This window comes from Paenibacillus rhizophilus, assembly GCF_003854965.1.
In the GTDB taxonomy this organism is placed as follows: Bacteria; Bacillota; Bacilli; order Paenibacillales; family Paenibacillaceae; genus Paenibacillus_AQ; species Paenibacillus_AQ rhizophilus.
Genome location: NZ_RQPI01000001.1, coordinates 1028803 through 1055087 on the forward strand (window position 1 = coordinate 1028803; position 26285 = coordinate 1055087).

Consider the following 26285-nt stretch of genomic DNA (forward strand, 5'->3'; position numbering starts at 1 on the left):
GCGGAGACACCCTTTCTAAGTTAACAGAATATTCCTTATTTATAAATCCCCACTTGGGATTTTCTCTTCCAATTTTGCTGAAAGAGCGATTGGGTATGGCCCTTCAACTGCTGCAGATCGATGGACCGGAGATAATCCCAACCCAGCCACTTCATCTTCGCCTGCGCGGGCAGAGCGTTGTCCACCTCGGCATTGAGCGCCGGGAAGGAACAGGCAGCAACCTCGCGTCCCAGCTGCGGACCGGTCATGTAGCGCGCGATCGGCTCAAGCTCACGGTAACGGTCTTTGCGGACCAGCATAAACAGCGGATTGGCAATCGCTCCATCCTCCGGCCACACGACGGATACTTTATCCGGTCTTGGACTGAACCGGGCAAACGCCCACGGAAGCACATATATCGCCGCCCCTTCTAATGAGCCGCTTCCCGCCGTTTTCGCCATTCGGGAGCCGTGCCAACCGTCCTTGATCGTAACGCCGAGCCGGCTGATGCCTTCGTCGCCATGCTCTTTGTGCGTGTACATGAGCAGCAGCTCTGATACTTTTTCGGGAGAACCGATTACAATAACATTATCCTCGTATACGGGATTCATCAGGTCCGCCCACTCCCTCGGGCGCGGCAGCGAGCCTATCCGGGTCTCGTCGATCATCATCACATAAGGGTAGATTCCATACAGGGTATAAGCGCCATATGGATCAATCAGCTCCGGGGAAAGCGAAGCGTTGATCGGCATATCCACGGCTTGGAAGACGTTCTTGTTCAGCAGATTGTCCCTAAATTCGGCACGAAAAAAATCGCTGAACCCGCAGCCGCTAACGATTCCCGGGAAGTCCCTAACATTCTCCGCCTGCCACACATTCCGGTACGGATTGCCGCTGCCGCAGTTCCGGGGCAGGTAACAATTGAAGCTTTGGCCCGTTTCCTCCCTATAATCCGTCATCCATTCGTCAAAACAGGCCTGAAACCGCTGGCGCATCAAACAGATGGTCATTCCGAGAAAATCCAACTCTCCCACCGCCGGCAGCAGACGGTCTTCCTCGCCTTCATTTAACAGTGACAGCAGGGTATCCGCCGGTTTCCCTTCACTCTTCAGCATCCGGTTCAGGTAAGTGTCCGCCCCATAACGGCGAAGCAGTTCCGCAGATGTGCCCGCATCAAAAAACTCCTTGAGTACACCTTCTTTGTCCGGATACCGGTCCAACAATTCGCCAAGCTTCAAATACGTTCTGATCGCGCCCACTTTTTGGCCTCCTTTAGACTTGTTATGCCTCCTCTGCGATGACTTTTCATGGTTTCATTAGATTCTCTTAAAATTTTTCAAAAAAGGGAGTGATCCATGTCATACTTAATCAATTCGGCGCCAATTCTATAATGCTCAGGACTTCAAGTTTTTCAGATCGTAGGTGGTGCCACGCCAGGTCATGCCGCCCCGCCGAGAGGCCCGGTAAGCGCCTCGGAGCCCGCCAAAAATAAGGCAAAGCCCGATTAGCGGATGGGCGATGCCGTACCACCGGCGTCCGCCGGCATGGCGCGCGTATACGAAGTACAGCCAGAACACCGACAGCAGGCTCACCGCACAGAGCGCTCTTGGGACCGGAGGACCGATAAAGAGACCGGCCCAGGGATACAGCATCGTCAACAAACAGGATAAAGAAGTGGGCAGGGCGTTCCGAAAGCTGAACACCAATTTTTCTACACTCCCGATTAATTGTCCCAGACTCTCATACCAGTTCCAGACGGCGATCATCCGGGTTCCGTAAGCGGCATCCTGGCGGCAGCCCGCCTGTTTAATCCGTTTGCCGAGCGTCGCGTCGTCCGTTGTATTATAGGAGAAAGCCGCGTGTGTACCGATTTGTTCGTACGCGCTGCGCTTGACCAGATTAAAAGCTCCAACGCCAAGCGATTGCGGCGCTTTCGGATTCTTCACTCTCCAGAGCATGCCAAATGACGATGCGCTCAGGAAAATAAAGGCGCCGTACCATTTGGAGAACAAATGGCTGCCGTGAAAATCAGGAATCAGCGTTAAATGATCGAGCCGGGCTTTTCGGCAGTAAGTCTCCGCCTTGGACAGACACGCCGGTTGAAACAAAATATCACCATCCGCAAAAAGCAGCCAATCCCCTTTCGCCCGCTTCACTCCCTCGAACAAGGCATGGCTTTTTCCCATCCAATGCTCCGGCAGTTCTTGGATATATACCCCTGACACATTGGGGTGCTTAGTGGCCATCTCTTCGATAATCGACCGCGTGCCATCTGCGGAACGGTCGTCGACCGCGATAATTTCGAGTCTTGGATAAGTCTGCGCGGCCAGTGAGCGAATGCAGCTTTCAAGCGCTTTTTGCTCGTTTCTGGCGGCAATAACCACAGAGATCAGCGGCGGCTCCTGAAGCGGCAGCTCTTCCGTTTTGTACAGCTGGCCGATCTGCCCGACCTTGGCCGTATACAATAACGCCACGCCTCCCCACATCAGCACATTCAGTCCCGAAAGAAGCCAGTATACCCATTCCATACGGATTCCCCCTTCCCCTTAAATTTGGACAATCGTTCTAATCACTCCGAAAAAACAGGGTTCTACCCTGAGATCGACCGCAAAAACAAAGCCGCCGTCTCCCGGTAAAAGCCCCGCAGCGTATCCCGGTCCAGCGTGTGAACGTACGCGTTAAGCCCGCCGAGCCAAGCGCTGAACAGCAGGCTAAGCCGTTCCGCGTCCCCTTGTCTGAAAGCGCCGCTTGCCATTCCTTCTTCGATGATTGCCCGGTAAGCCGCAATCGGCGTTACCGAAAGTCCATACAGCGCCTGTGCAGTCGACGGCTGTACACCGGGAAGCGAGGCCAGCTCCTGTCCCGCTTTCAGCAGATCCTGCTGATAGTTGTTCATGACGAAATCGGCAATCGCGTACAGCTTCTCCGAAGGAGAGGAACAAGTCAAAGCGCGCTCCTGCCAGCGCTCCCCCCATTTCCGCATGGTCTGCTGCGCCAAAGCAACGAACAGCTCCTCCTTGCTCTTGAAGTGATAATAAATATGCCCCTTGCTGTGCCCTGTTACCTTGGAAATATCGGCGATCGAAGTGGCGGTGTACCCTTTCCGGGAGAACAGCCCTTCGGCTTCCCTCAGCACATCCTGACGGACACGCTCGCTGTCATAGCTTCTCTTGGCCACTCTTCCTCACCGCCCCTTAGATATAGAACGATTGTACTAAAGCGATCATAAAAGAAATCCAGATTTTTGGCAAGCGGGAACTAACCGTGGAGACGGAGCGAATCCCTGCTTCCGCGTAGCGGACCGGCAGTATGCCCTGACGCCCGCAAGACGCGCACTTTGAGCAGTGCGCGCCTTGATTCGGCGCTGTCAGAGCCAAATGCCCGGGCTCAATTATAAGGTAATAAACCTTCCGATTAGCATCCGGAGTTCAGCCGCCATGACGCTGATCCTTTCCGACTCCAGGCTAACCTCCTTCATCGATCCGAGCTGATTCTCCGAGGAAGCCGCCACGCTGCGGAAATGTTCCGATGCCGCTCGCGAAATCGCCTCCAGCTCGCCAACCGATGCCGCAAGCTCCTCAGAGGTTGCACTCATTTCCTGCGAGGAGGAAGAAATCTCCTGAAGCCGGTCCGAAACGCTAGCGATCCCGGCCACTATCTCTCCAAAGGCGCTGCCCGCTTCGCTGACCAAAGTCCTGCCTCTCCTTGCTTCAGCCGCTCCCTGCTCCATGATTGCCGCCAGCTCTGCCGTTCCCATCCGGATTTCCTCCGCAATCCGTGAGGCGGACTCAAGCGAAATCTGAGACTGGTCGGCAAGCTTCCGTACCTGCTCCGCGACTACGGCAAAGCCCCGTCCGTGCTCGCCCGCCCGGGCCGCTTCGATCGCGGCATTTAGAGCCAGCAGTTGCGTCTGCCCGGCAATGTCTGACATGAAGACGGAGATTCCGCCAATCTCTTCCGAACGAACCGCCAAGCTACGGGCGGCGGCGGCCATTTCCTCAGTCATGCCGGTGATTCGGTTCATCTGCTCCACGCTTCCTGCGACTGAGAGTCTGCCTTCTTGAGCCGCGCTCGTTGTGCTTGCCGACAATTCCGCCGCCTCAGCGGCTGATTCGGCAATGCGCTGCACGCCGGAAGCCAATTCCTCCATCGCCCGGCACATCTCCACAGTCTGCATCGCCTGCGTCCGGGCTCCGGACGCGGCTTCCTGCATCCGGCTGGAGATTTCGGTGCTGGCCGCTGCCGTGCGCTTCGAGTGCTCGCTCACCTCGGAAGAGGACGAAAGCAGCCGCTCCGATCCTTCCTTGATCCCTTCAATCACCGTTCGGGTGCCGCTAACTAGGGAGTCAAAGGCGGAAGCCAGTCTTCCGATTTCGTCTCTGCGGGTAACGGGCACGGCCACGGTCAGATCGCCGTCTCCGACCCGAAGCATCTCGCGCGCTAGCCTCTTCAGCGGAGTGGTTAAAAATCTAGCCAGCGCATAGACGAGCGCCAGGCTTGCAAGCAGAATTGCGGCTCCGGCAATCAGCATCATTCTCCGGGAAGCGGCCATCGATTCATAGACATTCGTCGCATCCAGATCAGCTCCCATTATGCCGAGCAACCGTCCCTCCCGGTCATAAAAAGGGACATAAGCGGATACCGTCGCCCCATACTCATCCCGGGACAAATCTCCATATTCGGCCGTTCCCGCAAAAGCCTTCACCATTTCGGGATAGTCGTTGTCCTCCACCGAGCCAAGCGGTGAAAAATCATCCTCCGCAGCATCCGCCGGTGCTGCGTCCACCATATAGACATAAGAGGTCTTATCGCCGTTCTCCGTCCGGCCCAGGGTATACAAATATTTGAATCCGTTGTTCTCTCTGAATGCATTAAGCTTCTCACGCAGTTCGGCGTAATAGGCATTCTCGCCGCCAGCCTTTGCAGGAATGCCTGCATATTTATCCGGATCGATAAGCTTCACCGCCCTTTCGGCAACGGACAGCGCCTGCTGTCCCATGGAATGTTCCACGAGCCGGACGGAGGAGAAGTAAACGGTTCCCCCCAGGATCGATCCGCTGACCAGAAGCAGCACAGAGAAAAATAAAACCATACGCGACAACAAACTGTTCACTTTCCGTCGACGCCCTTTCCAAATCCAAAAGTATGTATTCACTTCAAATGTTTCAGACCGTTCCGTCTGATTGGTGAAATGCATCAGCACCTCCTTTATCCCGATTCTACCAAAACATTCCTACGAAAAACACTAGAATTCCGCACAAGTCCGGCGGCAACTGCCACGCTTCATTGTTAACCCGGAGGACCGCTTCTGTTATTCCGCTTCCACTCTTATTCCTCCAAATGATTGGTCGCCTTCTGTCTCCCTTTCAGCAGCAGCAGGAGCAGCGGAGGCCCAATAACAAGCAGTACAATCAGACTGCTGCCGATATCGCTCCAATCCGCGGCGCCCCCGTCAAGAAACCGGTAAAAAGCATACGCCGAATAGGGAAGCGCGATCAATATGGCCGTCCAGACGCCGGGGGTATACCTTTTTAAGTACAAGGCCTGAAAGGCATGCGTGAACGAATGAAGAAAGAACAAGGAAAGCGCCGCCAGAAACGGCAGATAAACCGAGAATAACACGGCCAGCAGGGTCGAGGCCACGATAACGGAGTATACGTACAGCACATCCTGGGCAAATTGGCGGGTGCCGCAGTGCAAAGAGGGTAGAAGAGCCTTGCGGGCAAAAGGCGGCATTGCGGCGAGCACCTTGTCCCTATTGTTTTCGGCCCATTTCTCGACCGTCAAAATTTCCTCGAAATCATGAAACATGAATAACACGGGAAACAGCCACAGCAGGCTGACCCAATTAACCGCCGCATCCAGCCACTCCAGCATGGTTATACCTCCTTATTTTAAAATCCCCCGTAAAAATACTCTCGCGGCCTGCCGGCCAAGCTCCTCTTCGCTTCTTTCTCCATTCAATAAATACCGGTAGGTCAGGCTTTCCACTGAGGCAACGAGCGACTCGGCCGCCACCTCCGGATCGATGTCTGGGCTGACAACTCCCCGGGACTGGTTTAATTTCAGGTTGGTGTACACTTGCTGCGCCAGTTCGCGACGAATCCGGTCGCCGGATGCTCCCTGCAGCGCGATTTTGGACAAATTGATGTTCTCTCCCAGAAGCTTGAACATTCGCACAAGAGAACCGGCGGCGAAGCTTTCCACCTCTCCTTCCGGCTGTCTTCCGGCTTCTTCTCCCGCATTCCCGAGCTCTAACATTCGCGTCTCGAACCGGTTCAGCAGTTCTTTGAGCATTTCCTCCTTGCTTGCAAAATGCAGATAAAAAGACGCCTGCGTCAATCCCGCGCCCGCCACGATTTGGCTGACTGTCGCCGCGTGATAGCCTTTCCCGGCAAATAAAGCCTCCGCCGACGCGATAAGCTTGGCGCGGGTCACTTCCCCTTTCCCTCCGGCCATTAGCCAATCACCTCTTTCGAATTAATATTACTAACTAGTTAGTTATATGCATTGTAGCACGATTCCCGTAAGGTGAAAACGGGAAGCATCCATTAAAGGCGCCGCTTCCTCTTTTCCGCAATTAAAGCGCGGGTATCCGGTGCAATCTGTATTCGATAATGTGGAGGGAAGCTGAGTTTTCTTAATAGTGGAGGATGGTGGAATATGAGGATGCGAGAGGTGTGAGGGATGTGAAATATGGGGGGTATGAGGACGTGAGGGATATGGGGATATGAGGATGTAAGACTTGTGCTGATATATGGTTGTTTGGGATGCATGGGTTGTCTGGGATATCTGCAGGCGTGGGCGGTTTCTATTGGAACGGGTGATTTCGAGATCAGTAATTTGTGCAGGTGTCCGCGATAAATGGGATGAATGTGATGTGGGTGATGGAAGGGAAAACCTCCCTTATATTTCGCAAAAAAAGAGACGAAACAGCCATTATGCGGGAAAATCTCCGGTTTATTAATCCATTCCTATTCAAGTTCGGCCAAAAGGCCGGATTAGAAGGGAGATTTTCCCGCTCAGTCTACCGGAATCCCCAGTTTCACGAAAATAAGAGGGAGGAATTCCGCCTTATTTGAAGCTCAGCATCATTCGATCGCTTTGCTGTCAACCTCGGAGTCGTATCCCCGGATGCCATCCATCAGCAGATCAGCATCATTTACGCCCAGTTTCCTTGCCGGAACACCGGTTCAATCGTTCCGTCCGGCAGTTCGCCGTCAATATCCAGCTCAGGGGACCCGATCATGAAATCCACATGCGTCAGGCTGACGTTAACGCCTCTGGCCAGCAGTTCATCCCGGCTTAGCTTCGTCCCGCCCTCGATATTGACCGGATAGGCGCTGCCGAGAGCGAAGTGGCAGGAAGCATTCTCGTCAATGCCGGTATTGTAGAAGATCCGGTTCAGCCGGGAAATCGGCGAATCATGCGGCACTAGCGCCACCTCGCCCAAGTAGGACGCGCCTTCGTCCGTCTCCAGCAGCGAAGCCAGATGCTCGCGGCCTGTTGAAGCGTCAAATTCCGTCACCTTGCCATCCTTAAAGGTCAGCTTTATGCCGTCCACAAGCCGACCGTTCAGATTAAGCGGCAGCGTGCTGCTTACCGTTCCGTTCACGCCTGTACGGTGAGGCATGGAGTATACTTCCTCCGTCGGCATATTGGCGACAAAATAGACGCCCCGCTCATTCTCGCCTCCCGCGGCCCGCCACAGATGCCCTTCCGGCAGTTCCACGCGCAGATCGGTGCCCGGGGCGCGGTAGTGCAGACTGCGGTAACGCTTGGCGTTCAGCTTGTCCTGTCTTTCTTTCAGACGAACAATATGCTCCCGCCAGGCTGCGACTGGATCGCCGTCCGCCTCCACGCGGTTCATCTGAAAGATGGCCTCCCACATGGCGTCAATCCGCTCTTCTTCCGGCAGGTCGGCGAATACCTTATCCGCCCAGGCCCGGGTGGGCGCTTTGACCAACGACCAGCTAATCCGGCTGTTGCGGGTGTACGCCTGGTACTTCTGGCGGGCGACCGCCGCCGCTTTTACCGCAGCCGATACTTTCGCGGAATCGATGCCGCGCAGCAGCTCTGGATCGGGCACTTTGATATGCAGGATGGCTCCGCCTTCCTCGGCGAATTTCTCCAGCATATCCGCATGCCACTGCGGGTAATAGCCGAAGGAATCCTCCGGCGCTTTCTCGTAGCGGATACGGGTTATCGCCTCATCGTCCCAATCCATCATGACGTATTTGGCGCCCGCCTCATAGGCTTTGGTTACAATCAGCCGGGTCAGCTCGGCGGTCTCCAGCGGCGCGTGAACCATCAGCACCTGCCCGGGCTGGATATTCACCCCCACTTTGACGACCAAGTCCGCATACTTTTCCAGCAGTTGTTCAAAAAAAGCCATGTCTGCTCATCCTCCGTTTGTTCATTTGAACCGGCATCTTATTAGTGTATCACAATGGAGCCGTGGCCGCGTTCAACTCCAGTACGACCGGACAATGATCGCTGCCCATGACCGCGCACTCGATCCGCGCATCCTCAACAGCCGGAGCCAGCCTTGCGGACACGAGAAAATAGTCGATCCGCCAGCCCACATTCCGTTCCCGGACCTTCGGCATATAGGACCACCAGGAATACGCGTCCTTCACATCGGGATGAAGGTGGCGGAACGTATCGATAAACCCCGCTTCCAGCAGCTCGGTCATCTTTTGCCGTTCTTCGGGCGTGAAGCCGGAATTGCCGTTGTTGGATTTCGGATTTTTCAAATCGATCTCCTGATGAGCCACGTTTAAATCGCCGCATATCACGACCGGCTTATGCTTGTCCAGACGCTGCAAATGTGCGCGGAAACGCTCCTCCCATCCCAGCCGGTACTCCAGACGCGACAGGTCGCGCCGGGCATTGGGGCTGTAGGCATTGACGAGATAGAAGTCCGCATATTCCAGCGTAATGACTCTTCCTTCCGTATCCTCTTCACCTTCCAGCCCGAGGGTGACGGACAATGGCTCTTTTTTGGTAAACACCGCGGTTCCGGAATACCCCTTCTTGACAGCGTAATTCCAATACTGCCGGTATTTATCACCGTGGTCGAGCGTGATTTGCCCTTCCTGGAGCTTCGTTTCCTGCACGCAGAAGATATCCGCGTCGCAATCCGCGAAATACTCGTTAAATCCTTTGTTCACGCAGGCTCTCAGCCCGTTGACGTTCCATGATACCAGCTTCATTCTTCCTTATTCTCCTCGCTTTTGAGCCTTGATTATGATAAGATGACTGCCGAAATTCTTGATACAACCCGGGTATTCCTATCCTCCGGCCGGAGGGTCGATATGTATATCCGTGTCGGGACTCGTTAACGACCAGCGAGTAAAGGCAACCTGAAACCCCGCTCGGGTCGGCGCGCACAGAAAAGGACCTGCCTGCTTCCGGGAGGCGTACGGAAAACGGGCAACACGAACGGTCCGCCACGGTCCCCCTTCAATTCTGGCTCGGATAATGACGGCATCGTGAAGCCTGGATGCGCGGATGGTAATCTCTTTCCCAATCCATTCGGGCACAGGCGAAAGAGACCAGTCCGAGTAAGTATCTGTTACCACGGCGCCAAGATGCGGAACGCCGTCATTAATTTCAATCCCTGATTTAATCCACTGAGTCGGACTATGCCACAGCATCAATCCCGCCTGATCGTATAATCCGGAAAAACCGTCCAGCTTAAAGGCAATTTCAACGGCAAACGGTTCATCCCACGAAGCCAGGAGGGCATGACCACTGTCATGTTGAAAACCGTACATCGTTTGCTGCCAGTAATCGCTTTGTTCCACGGCTTGAGCTATAAGCCGATCTTCTTCGGTACGGCTGGATTCCGGTTCGTTGGTCCAGGTTCCGCTTGACCAGTCAATCTTGTTCAAGGCCATTTCGCATCATCCTTTGCCTATTCTTCTTATAAGAATAGCAGTTTGCCGCCGTATCTTTCAATGTCTACGGTTCGGAAGGAGACCTCTTATGCCTATCCGTTTCTTACTATTTAAGCCTGCTCATGATAGAATGACTTGATGGACCGGACTTTTTAACAGCATTCCGAGAGAAGTCCCCTTCCTCTACAGGGAGGGGATGAATATCGGCCAGGCTAACAACTCTGGAAAATTATTGATGTATATTAGCTCATTTGATATAATCAGTCTTAGTTAGATATAAGGCTGGTGTATCAATGAAATTAGACTCGAATAATCACTCGGTATTCTCCCTGAACTATCATCTCATCCTCTGCATTAAATACCGCAAAAAAGTGCTTTCTGATGAGATCTCCGAGTATGCGAAGGGGATTTTTGAACGCATCGGAGAAAACTATCATATTACGCTGAGCGAGTGGAATCACGATAACGATCACATCCATGTGCTTTTTAAGGCGCACCCCAACACCGAACTATCCAAATTTATCAATGCCTATAAAAGTGCCAGCTCCCGCCTCATCAAAAAAGACTTTCCCGAAGTCAAAACGAAGCTGTGGAAAGAGTACTTTTGGTCGCAAAGCTTCTGCCTAACTACTGTGGGTGGCGCCCCCTTGGACGTATTGAAAACCTATATTGAAAATCAGGAAAAGAAGGCGAAAACCAAATGATCCGATGTGTCAAAACACCGTTTCACACCTCCAAAGGGGATCTGGAACGACTGTTTGCGTGTAACCGGATTTCAGCGGAAGTTTGGAACCAGTGTCTGGTCATCGCCAAGAACTATGCCCTACGGCAGGATGGAAAGTGGATCGGGAAAACGGAACTTCAAGCGGCATTGAAAAATCAGTTTCCTCTGCATTCCCAATCAGTGCAGGCAGTTTGCCATAAATATCTTTTTGCCAGAGACAGCGCAAAACAAGCCAGAAAGCAGGGCCTGCGCACCAAATACCCTTACAAAAAGAAGAAGCACTTCAACAGCAAATGGGTGGACCAAGCATTCAAAATCGAGGGCAACACGATCTACTTAAGTCTGGGTATCCAAAGCGGCAAACGCCAGCAGCCGATTAAAATCACCGTCCCGCGTATGCCGGAAGCGGACATCAAGGAAATCGAGCTGGTGTATGACCGGAAACTGATGATTTCCATGAGTTATGATGACGGACAAGCGGCAGCAGAGAATCCAGGCAGCCAGACCGCAGGCGTTGACCTGGGGGAAATCCATTCCATCACGGCAACGACCACCGAAAACAAGTCGATCATCATCACCGGAAGAAAAGTAAGAAGCATTCACAGGCTGAGAAACAAGAAGCTGGCCGAGATCCAAAAGCTCATGAGCAAATGCCAAAAAGGCAGCCGGCAATGAAAAAAATACAACCGGACTAAAAAATACATACTCAGCAAAAGCGAGCGCCAACTGAATGATGCCATCCACAAAACCACAAGGCAATTCGTAGAATGGTGCACGGAAAACGAGGTCAAAGAGACGATTGTCGGCCAAGTGGACGGCAGCTACACCAGCCAACAATGTCCTTGTTGCGGTCGAAGAAAAAAGACGTCCACCCTAAATTACAACTGTTCCTGTGGCTATACTGAACACCGGGATGTGCATGGGAGCAAAGGGATATTATCCAAGTATCTGCATGGAGATATCCGTTATTTGGGCGAAACGAAAGAAATCAAGTATCTACGGATCGCGTGAGTGCGAGAAGTAGTAGAAGGTGAGTTCCCACCCACTTGTACAAGTGTTGCTTACTGAACCTTGCCGTTAGATTTCCGCATTTCAGCGAAAGCAGATAGCCAACCTATGTGCTTATCGAAAGTAACGGTAGGGGCTGGTAAGAAACTCCTGCTTCTAAGCAAAGTGTAAGCAGGGGAGGTTCATCGAATATCCATACATACTAGACTTGCGAGGTAAAAGACATTCATGAACGCACCGCGACTATTAAGAGCTTTTAACTTTTTGTATTTTGCCCTGCTGGCCATTTTCATTCCGTTTCTTCCGGTCTACCTGGCCGAACAGGGCCTGAATCCCGGGCAAATCGGATTTATCGTAGGCACCGGCGGCTTTGTGACGATTATTTCCCAGCCGCTCTGGGGGATGATCAGCGACAGGACCAGGACGATTCGCAAGGTCCTCCTGCTGCTTCTGCTTTTTTCAGCCGTTCTCGGGTATTCACTCTACGCTTCAGTCAGCTATATTCCGCTTATTTCGTTTGCCATGCTGCTCTACTTCTTCCTAATGCCCATTGATCCGCTGACAGAGAGCCTTAATTTCCGGGTTGCCGAGGCTCATGGAGTAAGCTATGGGTCCATACGCACCTACGGCGCACTCGGCTATGCGGTGATGTCGCTGCTGGCCGGATACGTCATGTCGTATTTCGGCGGCCACAGTCTCGCGCCGCTCTTCGCGGGAATCGTGCTGCTTAGCCTGGCGAACACCTGGGTTATGCCGGACGCCCCGGTATCGGGCAAGCCGGTCACTCTTGGTAGTCTGAAAGCTTTTTTGGGAAACAAGGAAACGGTTCTGTTCCTCGTTCTCGTTCTGATCAGCTCGATTCCCGCGCGGATGAATGATACATTCCTTGGCGTCTATATCTCCGAACTGGGAGGCAAGCCCGAGCTTCTCGGACAGGCCTGGTTCCTCGCTGCGGGCAGCGAAATCGTTGTGTTCGCCCTAAGTTCCCGGTGGCTGCGCAAAGGCAAAGAGATGATGATCATTTCGATTTCAGGCTTTTTCTATTTCCTGCGCTTCTTTCTGTCTGTCTGGATCACCGATCCGCAGCAGCTTGTCTTTCTGCAATTTTTGCAGATCTTGACCTTTCCGGTATTCTACTCCGCTGCGATTCAATACTTGTATAGCATTGTACCCGCGGAATGGCGGGCTACGGGACAAACCGTGCTGGCTCTGCTGTTCTTCGGAATATCGGGAATTGTCGCTTCTTATGCGGGGGGCGCGCTGTATAACGCCTTTGGCGGGAAGTCGCTGTATGTTTGCATCTCGGGCCTGTCGTTTGCCGGCTTCGTATTCGGCATTATTTTATACCGCCTGTCTCGAAAGGAGCGAAACTCATGATTGAACCGATTAAACAGCTTGTCCGGGAACTGGAGAATGAGCGGGACCCGGACGCGGCTGCTGCCATGAGCTCGTATATGCGGGATCAATTCCCTTTTTTGGGCGTGCGGACACCCCTGAGAAAACAAATATTGAAGGCCTTTCTTGCGGCGAATCCGCCGGACAAGAAATGGATTCCCCTGCTGTGGGAAATGCCCGAACGCGAATTTCAATACTGCGGGCTGGATATCGCGCTGTCGCTGCGAAAGAAGCTCGTACCCGCCGACCTCCCCATGATCGAAACCTGCATCGTCTCGCGTTCGTGGTGGGATACCGTCGATCTGCTAGCCTCCAATGCCGCCGGGTTTCTGCTGCACAAATATCCGCAATTGCAGGCAGACTACGGCGAGAAATGGCTGCGCTCTGGCAATATGTGGCTGAACCGAACAGCCATCCTGTTCCAGCTTCACTATAAGGAAGCGACGGACGAAGCGCTGCTGTACAGCTATATCCGCGAGCATGCGTCGTCCGGTGAATTTTTCATCCAAAAAGCGATCGGCTGGGCATTAAGGGAATATTCCAAGACGAACCCGGCGTCAGTCGTGGCATTTATCGAGCACGAGGAATTGAAACCGCTGAGCCGGAGGGAAGGCATGAAATGGCTGAATCGGCCCGGTAAAATTCAATAGAGCCCTCCCCGGTTGGGGAGAGCTCTGACACTAAACGAACGGTGAAAACGATATTAAACGTCCGTATTTTATTGATAAATGTAAACACTGGAGCCGAGGAAGTCGGTTTCCAGCTGGAATTTGGCTTCCAGCACATCCATATCGATCCACGCCATACCCTGATTGACCAGGGTTTCGCCAGCTTTGACGGCGACCGGGTTACCTCCGGAAACGACAGTGATCTGCTTCTTGGTGCTGTCCCATGTCACTTTGGAGCCGAGGCTTTCCATAACGCCTCGCAGCGGAATCATAACTTTTCCGCCTTTATACTCGCCAAGAAGACCAACCACTTCTTTACCATCCGCGTACACCTGTAGCTTGTCCGAGAAAGTGACGCCGCTCTCGATTTTTTTGATGACTTCAATGACAAATTCAGAGCAATAATCGCTAGATACCGGAGCGAAATCCTCTCCGTACAATTCGGAATTGGACAATACCCGGATACCCAAGAATGGAACTTTAAACGTTTTAGCTACCTCGGCAACCGATGCGGTTTCCATTTCTTCCGCACTTGTGCCTAAAGTATTATGCAGCTGGTTAATACGGTCAATTTCTTTATTCCACGCATCCGAGGTGCCTATGACGCCGGATACGACTTTGCCGTACTTATACTGATTGGCCAGGCTCATTGCCGTCTTGTACAGCTCAGGGTCCGGCTCGATAGGTTTGGGCATGACCTTCCAGCTGCCGGTGTCGATTCCCGCTCCCGCATCTCGATGCGGGGATTCAATCCAGCTGTAATTGATCGCTTTGGCGCCAACCACAATATCGAATTGATGGAGCGCGGGGTCGTGGCCGCCGGCGGTTCCCTGGTTAATGATCGCTTTTGGATGATATTTCTCGATTAAGAGCGTCGTCGAAGATGCGGCGTTAACCATGCCGATATTCGTCTTGGACACGACAACCGGAACGCCCTCGATGGTGCCAGAGTAAAAATTATAAGATCCGAAGGTTTCCGTCTTATATTGGCCCATTTGCTTCAGGAAATAGGCGACTTCCATGTCCATTGCGCCTTGCACGGCGATTGGACGGACTTCTTTGCCCCCCGCCGCTTGAACCTGTAGAGGCATCAGAATCAAAAGTAACGCGACACTCCATAATAACCATTTTTTCACCTGCGATCACCTCGTCATTATTTTTGTGCTTGACTGCCTCCTACAAGATAATCGCACGTCAGTTTTGCGTCAATTACCTGGTATGTTTTATGTCATATTGCACAAATATTCGGAGGAATTTTGTAAGATCATTATAAACTTTTGACAAGAAATATGAATTATTATCATTTTCATGTTATATTTATTCACTTAAAAAATAACAAAAAACAACAATTCTGATGAATGCGGCTATCATTTACTCCGTCCATTATCGAGCCTTAACGACCAGTTCCACGTCCTCCAGTGGCTGATTCAGAACAACCGTCAGTTCTCCAGCGTCGCTGTCGAAATGCCATCCCTCTGTGAGCGCCTCCAGTTCTTCCCGGTTCGCCGCCTCTTTCCCGTATTCCAGACAGCACCCCGCAAGCTGCAGATGCTTGAACGTGACCGTCCATTTCTTCCAGCCTCCGTCATAACCGGTCCATTCGGGATGAACGCCCAATCTGACGGTTCCCTCTGCTCCTTCCACTCTCAACCGGTACAGATTATAGGCCTTGTCCTTATAGTCAAAAGTCGTGCCGTCGTCATCATACAGGTCAAAGGCGCCTTCGCCGTTCTCCGGTGTATAAATATCCAGGAACAGTTCCGTAGACCGTTCAAATATGGTTGATTCAGCAGCTGCTGTGCGGGAGATGATCGCTCCCTCTTTGACATACAACGGCAGCGTATCGAGCGGGGCGTGAGCCATAACATGCCGGCCGCCTTCCAATTTTTCGCCAGTCCGGTAGTCGAACCAGTTTCCTTCGGGCAGATAAACGACGCGGTGGAACGTATCGGGGCGGTAGACCGGAGCCGCCAGCAATTGATCTCCCAGCAGGAATTGGTCGCAAAGGTTGGCGACATTCGGATCTTCGGGATATTCCAGAAGCAGCGGCCGGATAATCGGCATCCCCGTTTCCGCGGCTTCACGGAATACCGAATACAGCAGCGGCATCAAGGAATAGCGGAGCCGAATATACTCCCTGCAAATATCTTCAATCTCGGGCCCGAAAGACCAGGGCTCCTGGCGGACGGTTTCCAGCATGCTGTGGTTCCGGCAGAACGGGAACAACGCGCCCATCTGCGTCCACCGCGCCAGCAGCTCGCCAGTGGTATGATGCCCGAACCCGCCGATATCGGGACCCGAGAAGGAGACGCCCGACAGTCCGAGGTTCAGCACCATCGGCATCGCAAGCGCCATATGCTCCCAGAAGCTGCGGTTGTCGCCTGTCCACACCGCCGCATAACGCTGAATCCCGGCGTAGCCGGCGCGTGAAAGAACGAAGGGGCGGCGGCCGTCCAGGTTTCTGGTCATCCCTTCCGCGGTCGCTTTGGACATCAGCATTCCATAGAGATTATGAATCTCGCCGTGCGTAACGGGATTTCCATTATTCTTGTGAAGCGCATCCGGGTCGATCGTCTTGTTCTCGTTAAATACCGACGGCTCGTTCATATCGTTCCAGATTCCCTCGATCCCCATCTCCGTAAAGAAGCGGTGAAGGTCTCCCCACCATTCTCTTGCCTTGGCATCGGAGAAATCGGGGAATACGCTCGGACCCGGCCACACCGGACCGACAAACGGCGAACCGTCCGGTTTCATACAAAAGAGTTCCGAAGCCGTTCCCTCTTGATAAACACCGTACTCCGGATCAAGCTTCACACCGGGATCGATGATCGGGACGATTCGGATACCCAGCTTCTTCAGTTCGGCAATCATCCCTTTCGGATCGGGGAACCGGACCGGATCGAACGTAAAGACGCGGTATCCATCCATATAATGAATGTCCAGGTGAATGACATCGCACGGAATTTCTTTTTCGCGAAAAGTACGGGCCATTTCCAGGACCTCTTCCTGATCCATGTAGCTGTACCGGGATTGGTGATACCCGATGGACCACTGAGGCGGAAGCTGTATGCGCCCCGTAAGGGCGGTGTACTTTTTGACGACATCTTTAATTTGCGGACCCGGTATAAAATAATAGTCCAACCCGCCGGTTTCCGCTTGAATGGTGAACGCTTGGCCCGAGGTGCGCATATCAAACACTGATCTCCCCGGGTTATCCAGAAAGATCCCGCAGGCGCTCTCCGGCTCATTGACGATCAGAAAAGGAATCGACTGGTACAGCGCTTCGATTTCCGGCACATGCGGAGCGTAATTATCGGAGTTCCACATTTCGTAGCGCTCTCCCCGCTTGTCAAGGTAGCCCGTCTTCTCGCCCAGCCCGTAGTAATGGACATTCTCACTTGCACGGAACAGGGCAATTGCGGACTTGTACTCGTTCCAAGCCATCATCGGATTACGGGCTAATATGCGGCCGGACTTGTCCGTAAACCTGAGGCTGGCGTCCAATTTGACGACCTCCACCATCATTTCATCCGTTTCAATCAGGTAGGCGGACCCGGCGTCCGCGACCAGCAGCTCCGTTTCTGCGGCACCGGATGCGGATTTCCGCTCCATAATCGCCGGTGTCATCTTCATGCTCACCATTTCATCAGGTGCGGCGCCGGCAAATAGCCTGATCCGGACCGCACCCGCATGGGCCTTGCTTACGGCAAGCTTGCCGTTGTCGCAGGTGAAGATCACCAGACCGGCTTCCTGTTCAATATGATTAACACATCCCAATGTCAGGGTAAATGAGGCTGCGTAATCGGTATGCAGCTTACCCGGACTGATTTGTTCACTCGTTAGCATGACTTGATCCTCCTGAACGTTCGTTTGGATATATGTCTATGAAAGGTTGTTAACCCTTATCGGCCCCGGCTGTTAATCCATCCACCAGGAAGCGCTGCATCAAGATGAACAGGACGGTAACCGGTACGGCGGCGAGCACGCAGCCTGCGGCAAACATCGTAAATTCGTTTGAAAAGCGGTCGCCGATCATATCGAACAGGCCGACTGCAAGGGTCTTCTTATCGGGTGATCGCAGCACCAGCTTCGCGAAGATAAAGTCGGTGAACGCGCCGGTGAACGTCATCAGCGATGTGAACACGATGAGCGGCGTAGATAGCGGAAGCACAATCCGGAAGAATATCGGCATATGCCCGGCTCCGTCAATCCGCGCGGCCTCGACAAGACTTTTCGGAATCGTGTCGAAATAACTTTTGGCGAACAGAAAGTACAGCGGCGCTCCCGCAGCATACACGATGACGACAGCGGTGTGCGTATTCAGCAGATTCATTTGATTGAGCAAAATATAGATCGCAATCATGCTCATGAAGCCGGGAAACAACCCGAGCACCAGCAGAATGCTCATCAGATTCTTTCGCCCGGCAAAACGGAATACCGAGAAGGCGTACCCGGTCAGCAGCGTCAGAATCGTGCCGAGGATCATGCTGGAGACGGAAATCTTCAGCGTGTTCCAATACCAGACGCCAAAGGGATGCTTATCAAACAGCCCGGTATAATGGCTTAATGTGTAAGATGCCGGAAGGATCGTATCGCTGAACAGCGCATCCCCCGTACGGAAAGACGACATCAGCACCCAAAGGGCCGGATAGGCACAGAAGACCGTAAGGAGAACAAGCGCAACATAACTGAAGGACAGCCGGACGGCCGTTTTCGCTTTTTTGCCGGTCATCATGACGCCTCCTCTTCCTTGAACGCTTTCGTGTGGCGGACATTCCATATGGCGAATGCGGAGAGCACGATAAAGATGAAGATTCCGATTACCGAAGCGTAGTTGTATTTGCCCTGCTCCATGGACAGCTTGAACAGCCAGGTGATCAAGATATCGGTATGGCCGGCAAACTGGAAGTCTCCGTTAAGCGGCTTGCCGTTCGTCAGCAAATATACAATATTGAAGTTGTTGATGTTGCCCACAAACTGCATGATAATCAGAGGCGCCATCGAGAACATGACCATCGGAAAAGTAATCAGCCGCGTCTTCTGGAAGCCGCTGGCGCCGTCGATATCCGCCGCTTCATACATATCTTTCGGTATGGTGGACAAGATTCCGATAATCATCAGCATAGAGACCGGGAAGCTCAGCCAGAAGTTGGCCAGAATCAGTGTGATTTTCGCCCAAAGGGGGTCGGACAGCCAGGGAGCCTTGGCAATCCCGAGCATTCCCAAATATTGATTGACGGGTCCGAATTGGCCGTTAAATATGTTGCGAAGGATCAGGGTGGATACGAACATCGGGATGGCAAAGGGCAAAATGAAGGCCGTCCGCCAGAACGATCTGAACCGGATTCCCTTCTGCTGAACGAGCAATGCCGCGGCAAATCCGCCGAAATATCCTGTGATGGTCGCAAAAAACGCCCAGATGAACGTCCACAACGTCACACTGTAAAAAGTATGGCTCCAAGACTGATTACGCAAAAGCTCCTTGAACGCCTGAAGTCCTTCCCAGTTGATCAGATGGGCAGGGGGCATCGTTTCCCGGCTAAAGTCGGTGAACGCTACGAGGATCATAAAAATAATCGGCATCACCGTAAAGAACACGATACCGATCATCGGAATCGCCAGCACGATATGCGGGAAGCGGTAAGCCGCCACAAAGCTGAGCGTTTGCTTGAATGTATTCGGCTTGATGCCTTCTTCCCGCAGCTTGCCGGTCCGGTAGGCATCCTTAATGCCGGAGATATACAGCCAAATCAGCACAAGCATGATGAACACCGTGATCAAGCCTTCGACCATTAAAAAGATCGAATGGTCGCCCATGACCTGCTTGTACAGCCTTCCGACTTTCCGCAGATGGGTTTCCGTTTCGCCAAGCGTGGCGAGCGCCCAAAGCGCATGGGGCAAGCTCGTTACGGCCGTAAATATGCCATACGCATACATCGCGAGCATGAGAATCCCTTTGACATACTGCCGGTTGTATAGCTGTCCCAGTCCCATCGCGATCACGGATAACAGGGCCGCTTTTTTACTGAACTTTTTAGAATGTTGGGGATATTCACGCTTAATCGCCAGCTGCTGCATCTCCTTTCAACTCCCATCCAATTGAGGCCGGATCACCCGGAAAGCCGGATGATCCGCCTCTTTTATCACTTATTTTCAGACTGGGCGGCAGTTACTTTGATTTCGATTCAATGTTTGTCTTCATGCCTTCCGCTGCTTTGTCAAGGGTCGCCTTGACATCGGCGCCGTTCCAGACCGCATCAAATGCCGGGTCCATGAATTGCCCGAAGTATTGCATTTCCGGAAGACTTGACCACATTCTGCTGTTTTCTATCTGTTTTAAGAACCCCTGCATGATTTCATCTTTTCTGATGCTGTCGTTTATTCCTTCGGCAGCCGGAATGGAGCCGATTAATTCGTTATCTTTAATCTGCATATCCTTTGAAGTAATAAAATTCGCGAACAGCTTCGCCGCATTCGGATATTTCGAATACGTGCTTACATAGTACGAGGTGGTTCCCGCCAGCGTAACCGGAGTTTTCCCCTCCGGCATGGCCGGCAGCGGGATAACAGCTACTTGAAACGGAAGCTTGCTGTATTTGCCGATTTCCCAGCTGCCATCCATATTCATGGCCAATTTGCCTTGTTCCCAAAGTCCATTCTTCGCGTCTCTGGTCATGTCGGTCAATTTGAACGGTAAAATTTCTTTTAGCGATTTGAGGAATGTCATGCCTTTAACCGACCCTTCATTGTTAACGCCGATATCCGTCGGGTCCGTTTCATTGCTGCCGAATATATAACCGCCGTAACCGGTCAGAAAGCTAAAGAGATAGAAGGAACCACTGTCAAACATGAAGCCGAATTTATTGCTTTTAACGTCATTAAATTCCTTCGAAAACGCAATGACATCGTCCCATGTATCCAGCTTGGCGTCCTTCACCAGATCTTTATTGACATAAAGCCCGTAGGTATAGACTGAACGAGGATAACCATACAGAATCCCCTCAAATGTCGATGCGTCAACAGCCAGCTTACGATTGATGGTTTTGGTATCTTCTTCAAAATAATCGTTAGGCAATACAAGGCCGGCATTGACAGCCCCTCCAAGGAAATCGTTCGTCATCCCGAATACATCGGCACCATTACCTGACGGTCCATCCGTTGACATACGGGCTACGCTGTCCCAGTATGCAACGTCTTCTACCGTTACTTTAATGTTGTATTTCTTTTCAAACTCCTGAACGGCGTAATCGCTGTAACCATCCTTGATCGTCCAGAAGGTAAGCTCCGCTCCCGGTTCCGGCGTCAATTCCTCCGTTCCCTCGGCTGCAGCTTCCCCGCCGGAATCGGCGGCGGCATTGCTGCCCGTATTCTCGGCCCCGGAACCCGGCCTGCCTCCGCAAGCCGAGAGCACGAACAGCAACATCATACAAAGTGCGAGAAGTCCCAATTTCTTTGTCATTTCAAATCTCTCCTTTAGTTTGTAAATGAATAAGAAAGACTTTAGTCAGTCAACGCCCGGCAGCTTTCTCTTACGATAATTTCATGGGGAAGCACCTTGGATTCGCAGCTTCCGGTTCCTTTTTCCCGAATTTGTTTAAGCAGCATTTGAGCGGACCCGGAGCCAAGCTCGTACACCGGCTGGCGTACAGTCGTTATTTTCGGGCGATAAGCTCCGGCAATCGGAATATCGTCAAATCCCATAATCGATACATCCTCAGGGACCCGCAAGCCGCTGTCCTCCGCCGCCCTGATCGCCCCAATGGCAACCATATCGCTGACACAGAAGACAGCCGTCGGACGATTCTCCCGCGCGAACAGTTCCATCCCGCTCTTGTAACCCGACTCAAGGTCGTAATCCTTGTCAAAGAGCCATCCTTCTTGGTATTCAATGCCGTGATCGTCCAGGGCCTGCAAATACCCGTTATACCGCCGAACCGTTTGGTAATACTCCATCGGTCCGCTGAAAAAAGCGATGCTGCGGTGACCCAGCATGATCAGATATTTTGTCGCATCATAGGTGGCCTGGTAATCATCGATGTTGATGCTGGAGAACCGGCCGTCCTTGTCCGTATGGCTGGAGAAAATAACGGGAATATCGTTCTTATCGAAGAAATCGATTTGCTCCTGTTTCGGAGCGGAGGTCAGCAGTACAACGCCATCCACATACTTATCACGAAGCAAATTTAAATAATGGAGTTCAACCTCCGTATCCCCGTTCGTATTGCAGAGCAGAGTCGTATAGCCATGCTGGAAGAGTTCTTTTTCAATGCCGCGGACAAACATCGAAATAAAGGTATTGGCGACATCCGAAATCAGCACGCCGACCAGCATACTTTCCTTCATGATCAGCGTTCGGGCCACAGGATTCGGATTGTAGCCAAGCTCGTCCACCACTTTCATGACTTTCTCCCTTATTTCGGGACTTACCGGCTTGCTCCGGTTAAGCACCCGCGACACTGTGGCAATGGACACATTCGCCAGTCTGGCCACATCTTTGATTGTAAGTGACATTCTTTCACCCCCTTAATCATGATAGGAAAACCTTTTCCCCTTTCTCAAAAAAAGAGAGAACAACCTGAATTGCTTCTTCCGACATGCAGCAGGATAGTCAACCGTAAACAGGTAAACCTTTTCCTGAAAATGAAAACTACATTTCTGATTTTTTCATCTGCTTTGCAGCTGTTATTTGCGATAATAATACTATCGGGAATAAAGGAATGTCAATATAAATGACACACTTTAATTTAATTTTTAATTTTTGTTATCTTTTATTACATAAGTTGATAGAGCGGCACAAGACAATGCCGCCCCGCAGCTTCATGTGCGGGACGGCATCCACTTTGAGACGATAAGGTTATTTTACGCTCGTATAACGGTTGTAAGCGTCTGTGCGGATCTTCATCAACTGCTCAAGTCCCATGTCATTCAACTTTTTAACATAAGTGTCCCAGCCCTCATTGATTCCGCCTTTGGTTATAAATTGAGCGCGCATGGTGTTCACATAGGTGTCAATGTCCGTGGTCAGCGTCGGCAGCTCCTGAAATTCGTCCGCGGTATACATTACGTTAGGGAATGGCACCGTAACATATTCATTTCCCAGCTTGTCGAGCTGCAGCTTCAGGCCGTCGCCGGTCTTCGGACTGAGAGCAATATTCTTCTCAAAAGAGGGACTGGCATATTTCGGACCGAAATCCCGGAGGGACTGATCCCAGTACCAGGCGTCCGCGCTGGTGCCGGTCGGCGGGTCCATCAGCGTATACGTACCGTCGTCGTTCTTCTTGATCACCGTGCCGATGGCTCCCCAGAAATTCTGAATACTGGCTTCATTCGTATAGAATTGGTCGGCCCAGCGGGCGGCAACCTCCGGATTTTTGCAGAATTTCGTAATGAGCAGTTCATTCCGTCTATAGCTAAGTCCGCTCGGATCTCCATTGGAATACCGTTTTCCATCCGGTCCGGCGATTGGGGGAATGGTCTCATATTGATCGCTCCATTTTCCGAATACCGCGTCGGGTGTCCACTGGTTGGAGAAGCCGATGATCGGAGCGTCCGGATTTTGATGCTTGGCGGATGCCATCGTGCCGTCCTGGGTGAACAGCTCTTTATCGATCAAGCCTTCGGAATAGAGCTTATGCACCCACTCTAGTCCGGCTTTGTATTCCTCGCTGGTCGGGAAATATACCGGTTTGCCGTCTTTAATCATCATGCTTGTGGCATTCAGGTCGGTGATGCCGAACGGGTTCAGAAAATCCATCGACAGTCCGACCTCGCTGTAAGGAATCTCGTCTTTTTTGCCGTTTCCATTCGGGTCTTGCTCTTTAAACGCTTTTAATACGTTGTACAAATCGTCAATGGTGTCCGGGGCTTTCATCCCCAATTTATCCAGCCAAGCCTTATTGATAACGGGCTGTTGGGCTGTAATGGGCCGCGATGGCAGTCTTGCCGGCAAAGAGTAGATCTTCCCGTCTGGAAAGGTGCTGATCTGTTTCATCTCGGGCGTTTCCTGCATAGCCGCTTTGAGATTGGGCATGTACTGATCGATATATTCATCCAGCGGGCGGAAATAGCTTAAATTATTTACAATGTCGGAATCGGAGAACGATTGATCGCCCAGAATGACTTCCGGAAGCGTGCCGCTGGCGAGCATGATGGACTTCTGTTCAGCCCAGTCATTGGAAGACATCACCTGCCAATCGATTTTGACGTTCGTATTCTGTTCGAGATCCTTAAGCCATTGATTCTGCGTAAAGGTGTCCCCCATACTTCCCCACCGGACGGTCAGCACTTTCAAGGTCACCGGCTTGTTGACAATCGGAAGTCCTTCTTGGTTAAAATCGCCGCTAGCGACTGAGCCGGAGTTCTCTCCCTTGCTGCCGCTGCAGCCAACCATGCCTGTAAGCAGGACAGGAACAAGAACCATTGCGGTGATCATTTTCACCCATCTCTTCTTTGCGTTTTTGACCATTTGTGATTCCCCCTGATTCAATTTAGGATCAACGCTTTTACTCCTTCACGGCTCCGATCATCACCCCTTGGTTAAAGTATTTTTGTACAAACGGATACAAGCACAGGATAGGAACGGTCGCAACGATAATGACGGAATACCGCATCAAATTGGCCAGGCGCAGCGCGATCTGCGCGGCTTCGCCGGTTCCCATGCCGGACTGCATCTGATTGGTGATCAGAATATTGCGCAATATGAGCTGCAAGGGATATAAATTGGGATTTTTCAAGTAAATCAAGGCATTAAAATACGAATTCCAGTAGCCGACGGCGATCCATAAACCGAGAACCGCGATAATCGCTTTCGACAACGGCAGGACCACCTGAACAAAATACCGGAGGTTCCCGCAGCCGTCGATCTGCGCCGCCTCCCACAAATCACCAGGGATGCTCGACTGAAAGAACGTCCGGGCAACGATAATGTCGTATACGATAACGGAGAAGGGCAGCACCATGACCAGAAACGTGTCGTACAAATGAAAATCCCGGACCGTCAGAAAGGTGGGAATCAACCCGCCGCTGAAAAACATCGTGAAGATGAAGAACAACGAAAGAAACTTTCGTCCGACAAGGTCCTTTCTCGACAGCGCGTAAGCCGCCGAAATATTGACAATCAGGCCGATGGCGGTTCCCACTGCCGTATACAGGATGGTATTTCGATACCCGATCCAGATGTTCTCATGGCGCAGCAGTTCTTGGTAGCCGTCCAGTGTAAACCCTTTCGGAAACAGCCATACCTGTCCATTCGCCACCGCGGACGGATCGCTGAACGACGCAATGATGATAAAATAGAGCGGGTAGATCAGGATCACCAGAAACATAACCGCAAACACATACATTACCATTTCCATAACTCTGTCGGATGAACGGTTGTTCTTCACTTTTCCCATATTCTTGTTAACCGCGGCTTCCAATACCCCCATCTCAAGCGGCCTCCCTTCTACCACAAGCTGTTTTCGCTGAATTTCTTGGAAATCTGATTGACCATAATCAATAAAACAAAGTTAATGACCGTATTGAACAGGTTGATGGCCGAGGAAAAGCTGTATTGGCTGCTGAGCAGCCCGATTTTGTAAACATAGGTCGAGAGAATTTCGCTTGAGGTGATGTTCAGGTCATTCTGCATGAGATACACTTTTTCAAAACCGACCCCAAGCAGCCCTCCGACCCGCAAAATAAGCAGTGTAATCGCTGTCGGCATAAGCATGGGAATATCGATATAGCGGACTTTGTGCCAGCGGCTCGCTCCGTCAACGGTAGCGGCCTCGTACAGGCTCGGATCGACCGCGGAAAGCGCGGCGATATAAATAATGCTGTCCCAGCCGACATGCTGCCACACATCCGACCACACATATACACTGCTGAATAATCCCGCGGAGCCCATCAGATCGGGAGCCTCTCCGCCGAACAGATGATACAGGCTGCCGAGCAGACCGGTGCTGGGGGAAAATAAAATCATCATCAAACCTACCATAACAACCGTCGAGATGAAATGCGGCATATACGATACCGTCTGAAAAAAACGTCTAAACCGGTTTGCTCGCATCTGGTTGACCATTAGCGCCAGTATTATTGGAATTGGAAAGGTAATCAGACTGTAAACGCTGATGACAAGCGTATTCTTGATGGTTGCCGAAAATTGATAGGAATGAAAGAACTTCTCGAAGTACTTGAACCCCGCCCAAGGGCTGCCGGTAATTCCTGATGCCGGGCTGTAATCCTTGAACGCAATGATCACCCCATACATCGGCTTGTAGGCGAACAATAACGTAAGCACCACGGCGGGAAGAAGCAATACATACAGTCCCCAATTTCGTCTGATCTGTCCGAATGTTCGCCCTGGAACAAATTGACCGGATCTCATGACATCCCCTCCTTAACCTCTTTAGTCTGTATAAATCGCTTTCAGTTTGATGCCGGCCTTTTGAACATCTTTAGTATACCTTCCCGAATTCCCGTTTACTGGACTTCATGAGACGGTAATTCGGACCTTTGCATTCCGTTTCCCTGCAGCTTAAAGACCCGGCTTCCCTCCTGAGCGGGAAAAGTTGACGGTATACCGACTTTTGTATGCGCTTTCCGGACTTTAAAGTAAAACGTTGAAGG

Annotated in this window: 23 protein-coding genes; 5 read left to right on the forward strand and 18 right to left on the reverse strand. The window is 51.9% G+C overall.

The genetic code is table 11. From position 1 onward, the window contains the following. Nucleotides 1-35: 35 nt before the first annotated feature. The 9 genes from EH198_RS04820 to EH198_RS04860 form a co-directional block, all read right to left on the reverse strand. Nucleotides 36-1238, reverse strand: a complete 1203-nt coding sequence (locus EH198_RS04820) for an ABC transporter substrate-binding protein (protein WP_124694366.1) — start codon at nucleotides 1236-1238, stop codon at nucleotides 36-38. A gap of 135 nt (nucleotides 1239-1373) precedes the next feature. Continuing rightward, on the reverse strand, nucleotides 1374-2507 hold the full coding sequence (locus EH198_RS04825; protein ID WP_124694367.1) for a glycosyltransferase family 2 protein: 1134 nt from the start codon (nucleotides 2505-2507) through the stop codon (nucleotides 1374-1376). Between the two features lie 62 nt (nucleotides 2508-2569). After that, nucleotides 2570-3157: a TetR/AcrR family transcriptional regulator gene (locus EH198_RS04830; protein WP_124694368.1), complete on the reverse strand. Its 588-nt coding sequence runs from the start codon at nucleotides 3155-3157 to the stop codon at nucleotides 2570-2572. A gap of 213 nt (nucleotides 3158-3370) precedes the next feature. Then, nucleotides 3371-5071: a methyl-accepting chemotaxis protein gene (locus EH198_RS04835; protein WP_185702747.1), complete on the reverse strand. Its 1701-nt coding sequence runs from the start codon at nucleotides 5069-5071 to the stop codon at nucleotides 3371-3373. 236 nt (nucleotides 5072-5307) lie between these two features. Beyond that, nucleotides 5308-5856 carry an HXXEE domain-containing protein gene (locus EH198_RS04840; protein WP_124694370.1) on the reverse strand — a complete coding sequence of 183 codons (549 nt, stop codon included), beginning with the start codon at nucleotides 5854-5856 and terminating at the stop codon, nucleotides 5308-5310. A 12-nt stretch (nucleotides 5857-5868) separates the two neighbouring features. After that, nucleotides 5869-6438 carry a TetR/AcrR family transcriptional regulator gene (locus EH198_RS04845; RefSeq protein WP_124694371.1) on the reverse strand — a complete coding sequence of 190 codons (570 nt, stop codon included), beginning with the start codon at nucleotides 6436-6438 and terminating at the stop codon, nucleotides 5869-5871. A 703-nt stretch (nucleotides 6439-7141) separates the two neighbouring features. Beyond that, entirely contained in the window at nucleotides 7142-8374 is a 1233-nt protein-coding gene (locus EH198_RS04850; protein ID WP_124694372.1) for an aminopeptidase, read from the reverse strand. A gap of 49 nt (nucleotides 8375-8423) precedes the next feature. Next, nucleotides 8424-9194: an exodeoxyribonuclease III gene (locus EH198_RS04855; RefSeq protein WP_124694373.1), complete on the reverse strand. Its 771-nt coding sequence runs from the start codon at nucleotides 9192-9194 to the stop codon at nucleotides 8424-8426. 78 nt (nucleotides 9195-9272) lie between these two features. Then, the gene (locus tag EH198_RS04860) at nucleotides 9273-9881 is read right to left on the reverse strand and encodes a DUF1349 domain-containing protein (RefSeq protein ID WP_124694374.1); all 609 of its coding nucleotides are present in this window, start codon (nucleotides 9879-9881) and stop codon (nucleotides 9273-9275) included. Nucleotides 9882-10174: 293 nt separating this feature from the next. On the opposite strand from EH198_RS04860, the gene tnpA reads away from it, so the two are divergent. The 5 genes from tnpA (at nucleotide 10175) to EH198_RS04880 (ending at nucleotide 13658) form a co-directional block, all read left to right on the forward strand. Next, nucleotides 10175-10585 (forward strand): IS200/IS605 family transposase, encoded by a 411-nt coding sequence (gene tnpA, locus EH198_RS04865; RefSeq protein ID WP_124694375.1) that lies wholly within the window; start codon nucleotides 10175-10177, stop codon nucleotides 10583-10585. After that, nucleotides 10582-11280 (forward strand): transposase, encoded by a 699-nt coding sequence (locus tag EH198_RS04870; RefSeq protein ID WP_246014094.1) that lies wholly within the window; start codon nucleotides 10582-10584, stop codon nucleotides 11278-11280. Before tnpA ends, EH198_RS04870 begins: the two co-directional genes overlap by 4 nt. Nucleotides 11281-11403: 123 nt before the next feature. After that, on the forward strand, nucleotides 11404-11616 hold the full coding sequence (locus tag EH198_RS25010; protein ID WP_379310268.1) for a zinc ribbon domain-containing protein: 213 nt from the start codon (nucleotides 11404-11406) through the stop codon (nucleotides 11614-11616). Nucleotides 11617-11841: 225 nt separating this feature from the next. Next, a complete protein-coding gene (locus EH198_RS04875; RefSeq protein WP_124694376.1) occupies nucleotides 11842-12990 on the forward strand; it encodes an MFS transporter in 1149 nt (382 codons plus the stop codon). Next, on the forward strand, nucleotides 12987-13658 hold the full coding sequence (locus EH198_RS04880) for a DNA alkylation repair protein (protein ID WP_124694377.1): 672 nt from the start codon (nucleotides 12987-12989) through the stop codon (nucleotides 13656-13658). The genes EH198_RS04875 and EH198_RS04880 overlap by 4 nt, the downstream gene beginning before the upstream one ends. Before the next feature lie 68 nt (nucleotides 13659-13726). Here EH198_RS04880 and mtnN read toward each other — a convergent pair whose 3' ends face one another. The 9 genes from mtnN to EH198_RS04925 form a co-directional block, all read right to left on the reverse strand. Then, nucleotides 13727-14812, reverse strand: coding sequence for a 5'-methylthioadenosine/S-adenosylhomocysteine nucleosidase (mtnN, locus tag EH198_RS04885; protein ID WP_124694378.1), 1086 nt, complete (start codon nucleotides 14810-14812; stop codon nucleotides 13727-13729). A 247-nt stretch (nucleotides 14813-15059) separates the two neighbouring features. Next, nucleotides 15060-17522, reverse strand: coding sequence for a glycoside hydrolase family 31 protein (locus tag EH198_RS04890; protein ID WP_246014096.1), 2463 nt, complete (start codon nucleotides 17520-17522; stop codon nucleotides 15060-15062). 49 nt (nucleotides 17523-17571) lie between these two features. After that, nucleotides 17572-18411, reverse strand: a complete 840-nt coding sequence (locus EH198_RS04895; protein ID WP_124694379.1) for a sugar ABC transporter permease — start codon at nucleotides 18409-18411, stop codon at nucleotides 17572-17574. Next, the gene (locus tag EH198_RS04900) at nucleotides 18408-19754 is read right to left on the reverse strand and encodes a sugar ABC transporter permease (protein WP_124694380.1); all 1347 of its coding nucleotides are present in this window, start codon (nucleotides 19752-19754) and stop codon (nucleotides 18408-18410) included. Before EH198_RS04900 ends, EH198_RS04895 begins: the two co-directional genes overlap by 4 nt. A 91-nt stretch (nucleotides 19755-19845) precedes the next feature. After that, the gene (locus tag EH198_RS04905) at nucleotides 19846-21135 is read right to left on the reverse strand and encodes a sugar ABC transporter substrate-binding protein (RefSeq protein ID WP_124694381.1); all 1290 of its coding nucleotides are present in this window, start codon (nucleotides 21133-21135) and stop codon (nucleotides 19846-19848) included. A 41-nt stretch (nucleotides 21136-21176) separates the two neighbouring features. After that, the gene (locus tag EH198_RS04910; RefSeq protein ID WP_124694382.1) at nucleotides 21177-22187 is read right to left on the reverse strand and encodes a LacI family DNA-binding transcriptional regulator; all 1011 of its coding nucleotides are present in this window, start codon (nucleotides 22185-22187) and stop codon (nucleotides 21177-21179) included. Between the two features lie 343 nt (nucleotides 22188-22530). Continuing rightward, on the reverse strand, nucleotides 22531-24141 hold the full coding sequence (locus EH198_RS04915; protein WP_124694383.1) for an extracellular solute-binding protein: 1611 nt from the start codon (nucleotides 24139-24141) through the stop codon (nucleotides 22531-22533). A gap of 37 nt (nucleotides 24142-24178) precedes the next feature. Next, a complete protein-coding gene (locus EH198_RS04920; RefSeq protein ID WP_185702748.1) occupies nucleotides 24179-25102 on the reverse strand; it encodes a carbohydrate ABC transporter permease in 924 nt (307 codons plus the stop codon). 17 nt (nucleotides 25103-25119) lie between these two features. Continuing rightward, the gene (locus tag EH198_RS04925; RefSeq protein ID WP_124694384.1) at nucleotides 25120-26043 is read right to left on the reverse strand and encodes an ABC transporter permease; all 924 of its coding nucleotides are present in this window, start codon (nucleotides 26041-26043) and stop codon (nucleotides 25120-25122) included. Between the last annotated feature and the right edge of the window lie 242 nt (nucleotides 26044-26285).

Excerpts from the sequence above, each read along its gene's own strand:
- EH198_RS04890 (WP_246014096.1), bottom strand. The coding sequence starts at position 17,522 with ATGCTAACGAGTGAACAAATCAGTCCGGGTAAGCTGCATACCGATTAC.
- EH198_RS04845 (WP_124694371.1), bottom strand. The coding sequence starts at position 6,438 with ATGGCCGGAGGGAAAGGGGAAGTGACCCGCGCCAAGCTTATCGCGTCG.
- tnpA (WP_124694375.1), top strand. The coding sequence starts at position 10,175 with ATGAAATTAGACTCGAATAATCACTCGGTATTCTCCCTGAACTATCAT.
- EH198_RS04825 (WP_124694367.1), bottom strand. The coding sequence starts at position 2,507 with ATGGAATGGGTATACTGGCTTCTTTCGGGACTGAATGTGCTGATGTGG.
- EH198_RS04840 (WP_124694370.1), bottom strand. The coding sequence starts at position 5,856 with ATGCTGGAGTGGCTGGATGCGGCGGTTAATTGGGTCAGCCTGCTGTGG.
- EH198_RS04880 (WP_124694377.1), top strand. The coding sequence starts at position 12,987 with ATGATTGAACCGATTAAACAGCTTGTCCGGGAACTGGAGAATGAGCGG.
- EH198_RS04900 (WP_124694380.1), bottom strand. The coding sequence starts at position 19,754 with ATGCAGCAGCTGGCGATTAAGCGTGAATATCCCCAACATTCTAAAAAG.
- EH198_RS04920 (WP_185702748.1), bottom strand. The coding sequence starts at position 25,102 with ATGGGGGTATTGGAAGCCGCGGTTAACAAGAATATGGGAAAAGTGAAG.
- EH198_RS04835 (WP_185702747.1), bottom strand. The coding sequence starts at position 5,071 with ATGGTTTTATTTTTCTCTGTGCTGCTTCTGGTCAGCGGATCGATCCTG.
- EH198_RS04925 (WP_124694384.1), bottom strand. The coding sequence starts at position 26,043 with ATGAGATCCGGTCAATTTGTTCCAGGGCGAACATTCGGACAGATCAGA.
- EH198_RS04850 (WP_124694372.1), bottom strand. The coding sequence starts at position 8,374 with ATGGCTTTTTTTGAACAACTGCTGGAAAAGTATGCGGACTTGGTCGTC.
- EH198_RS04910 (WP_124694382.1), bottom strand. The coding sequence starts at position 22,187 with ATGTCACTTACAATCAAAGATGTGGCCAGACTGGCGAATGTGTCCATT.
- EH198_RS04855 (WP_124694373.1), bottom strand. The coding sequence starts at position 9,194 with ATGAAGCTGGTATCATGGAACGTCAACGGGCTGAGAGCCTGCGTGAAC.
- EH198_RS04905 (WP_124694381.1), bottom strand. The coding sequence starts at position 21,135 with ATGACAAAGAAATTGGGACTTCTCGCACTTTGTATGATGTTGCTGTTC.
- EH198_RS04875 (WP_124694376.1), top strand. The coding sequence starts at position 11,842 with ATGAACGCACCGCGACTATTAAGAGCTTTTAACTTTTTGTATTTTGCC.
- EH198_RS04870 (WP_246014094.1), top strand. The coding sequence starts at position 10,582 with ATGATCCGATGTGTCAAAACACCGTTTCACACCTCCAAAGGGGATCTG.
- EH198_RS04915 (WP_124694383.1), bottom strand. The coding sequence starts at position 24,141 with ATGGTCAAAAACGCAAAGAAGAGATGGGTGAAAATGATCACCGCAATG.
- EH198_RS04860 (WP_124694374.1), bottom strand. The coding sequence starts at position 9,881 with ATGGCCTTGAACAAGATTGACTGGTCAAGCGGAACCTGGACCAACGAA.
- EH198_RS04895 (WP_124694379.1), bottom strand. The coding sequence starts at position 18,411 with ATGATGACCGGCAAAAAAGCGAAAACGGCCGTCCGGCTGTCCTTCAGT.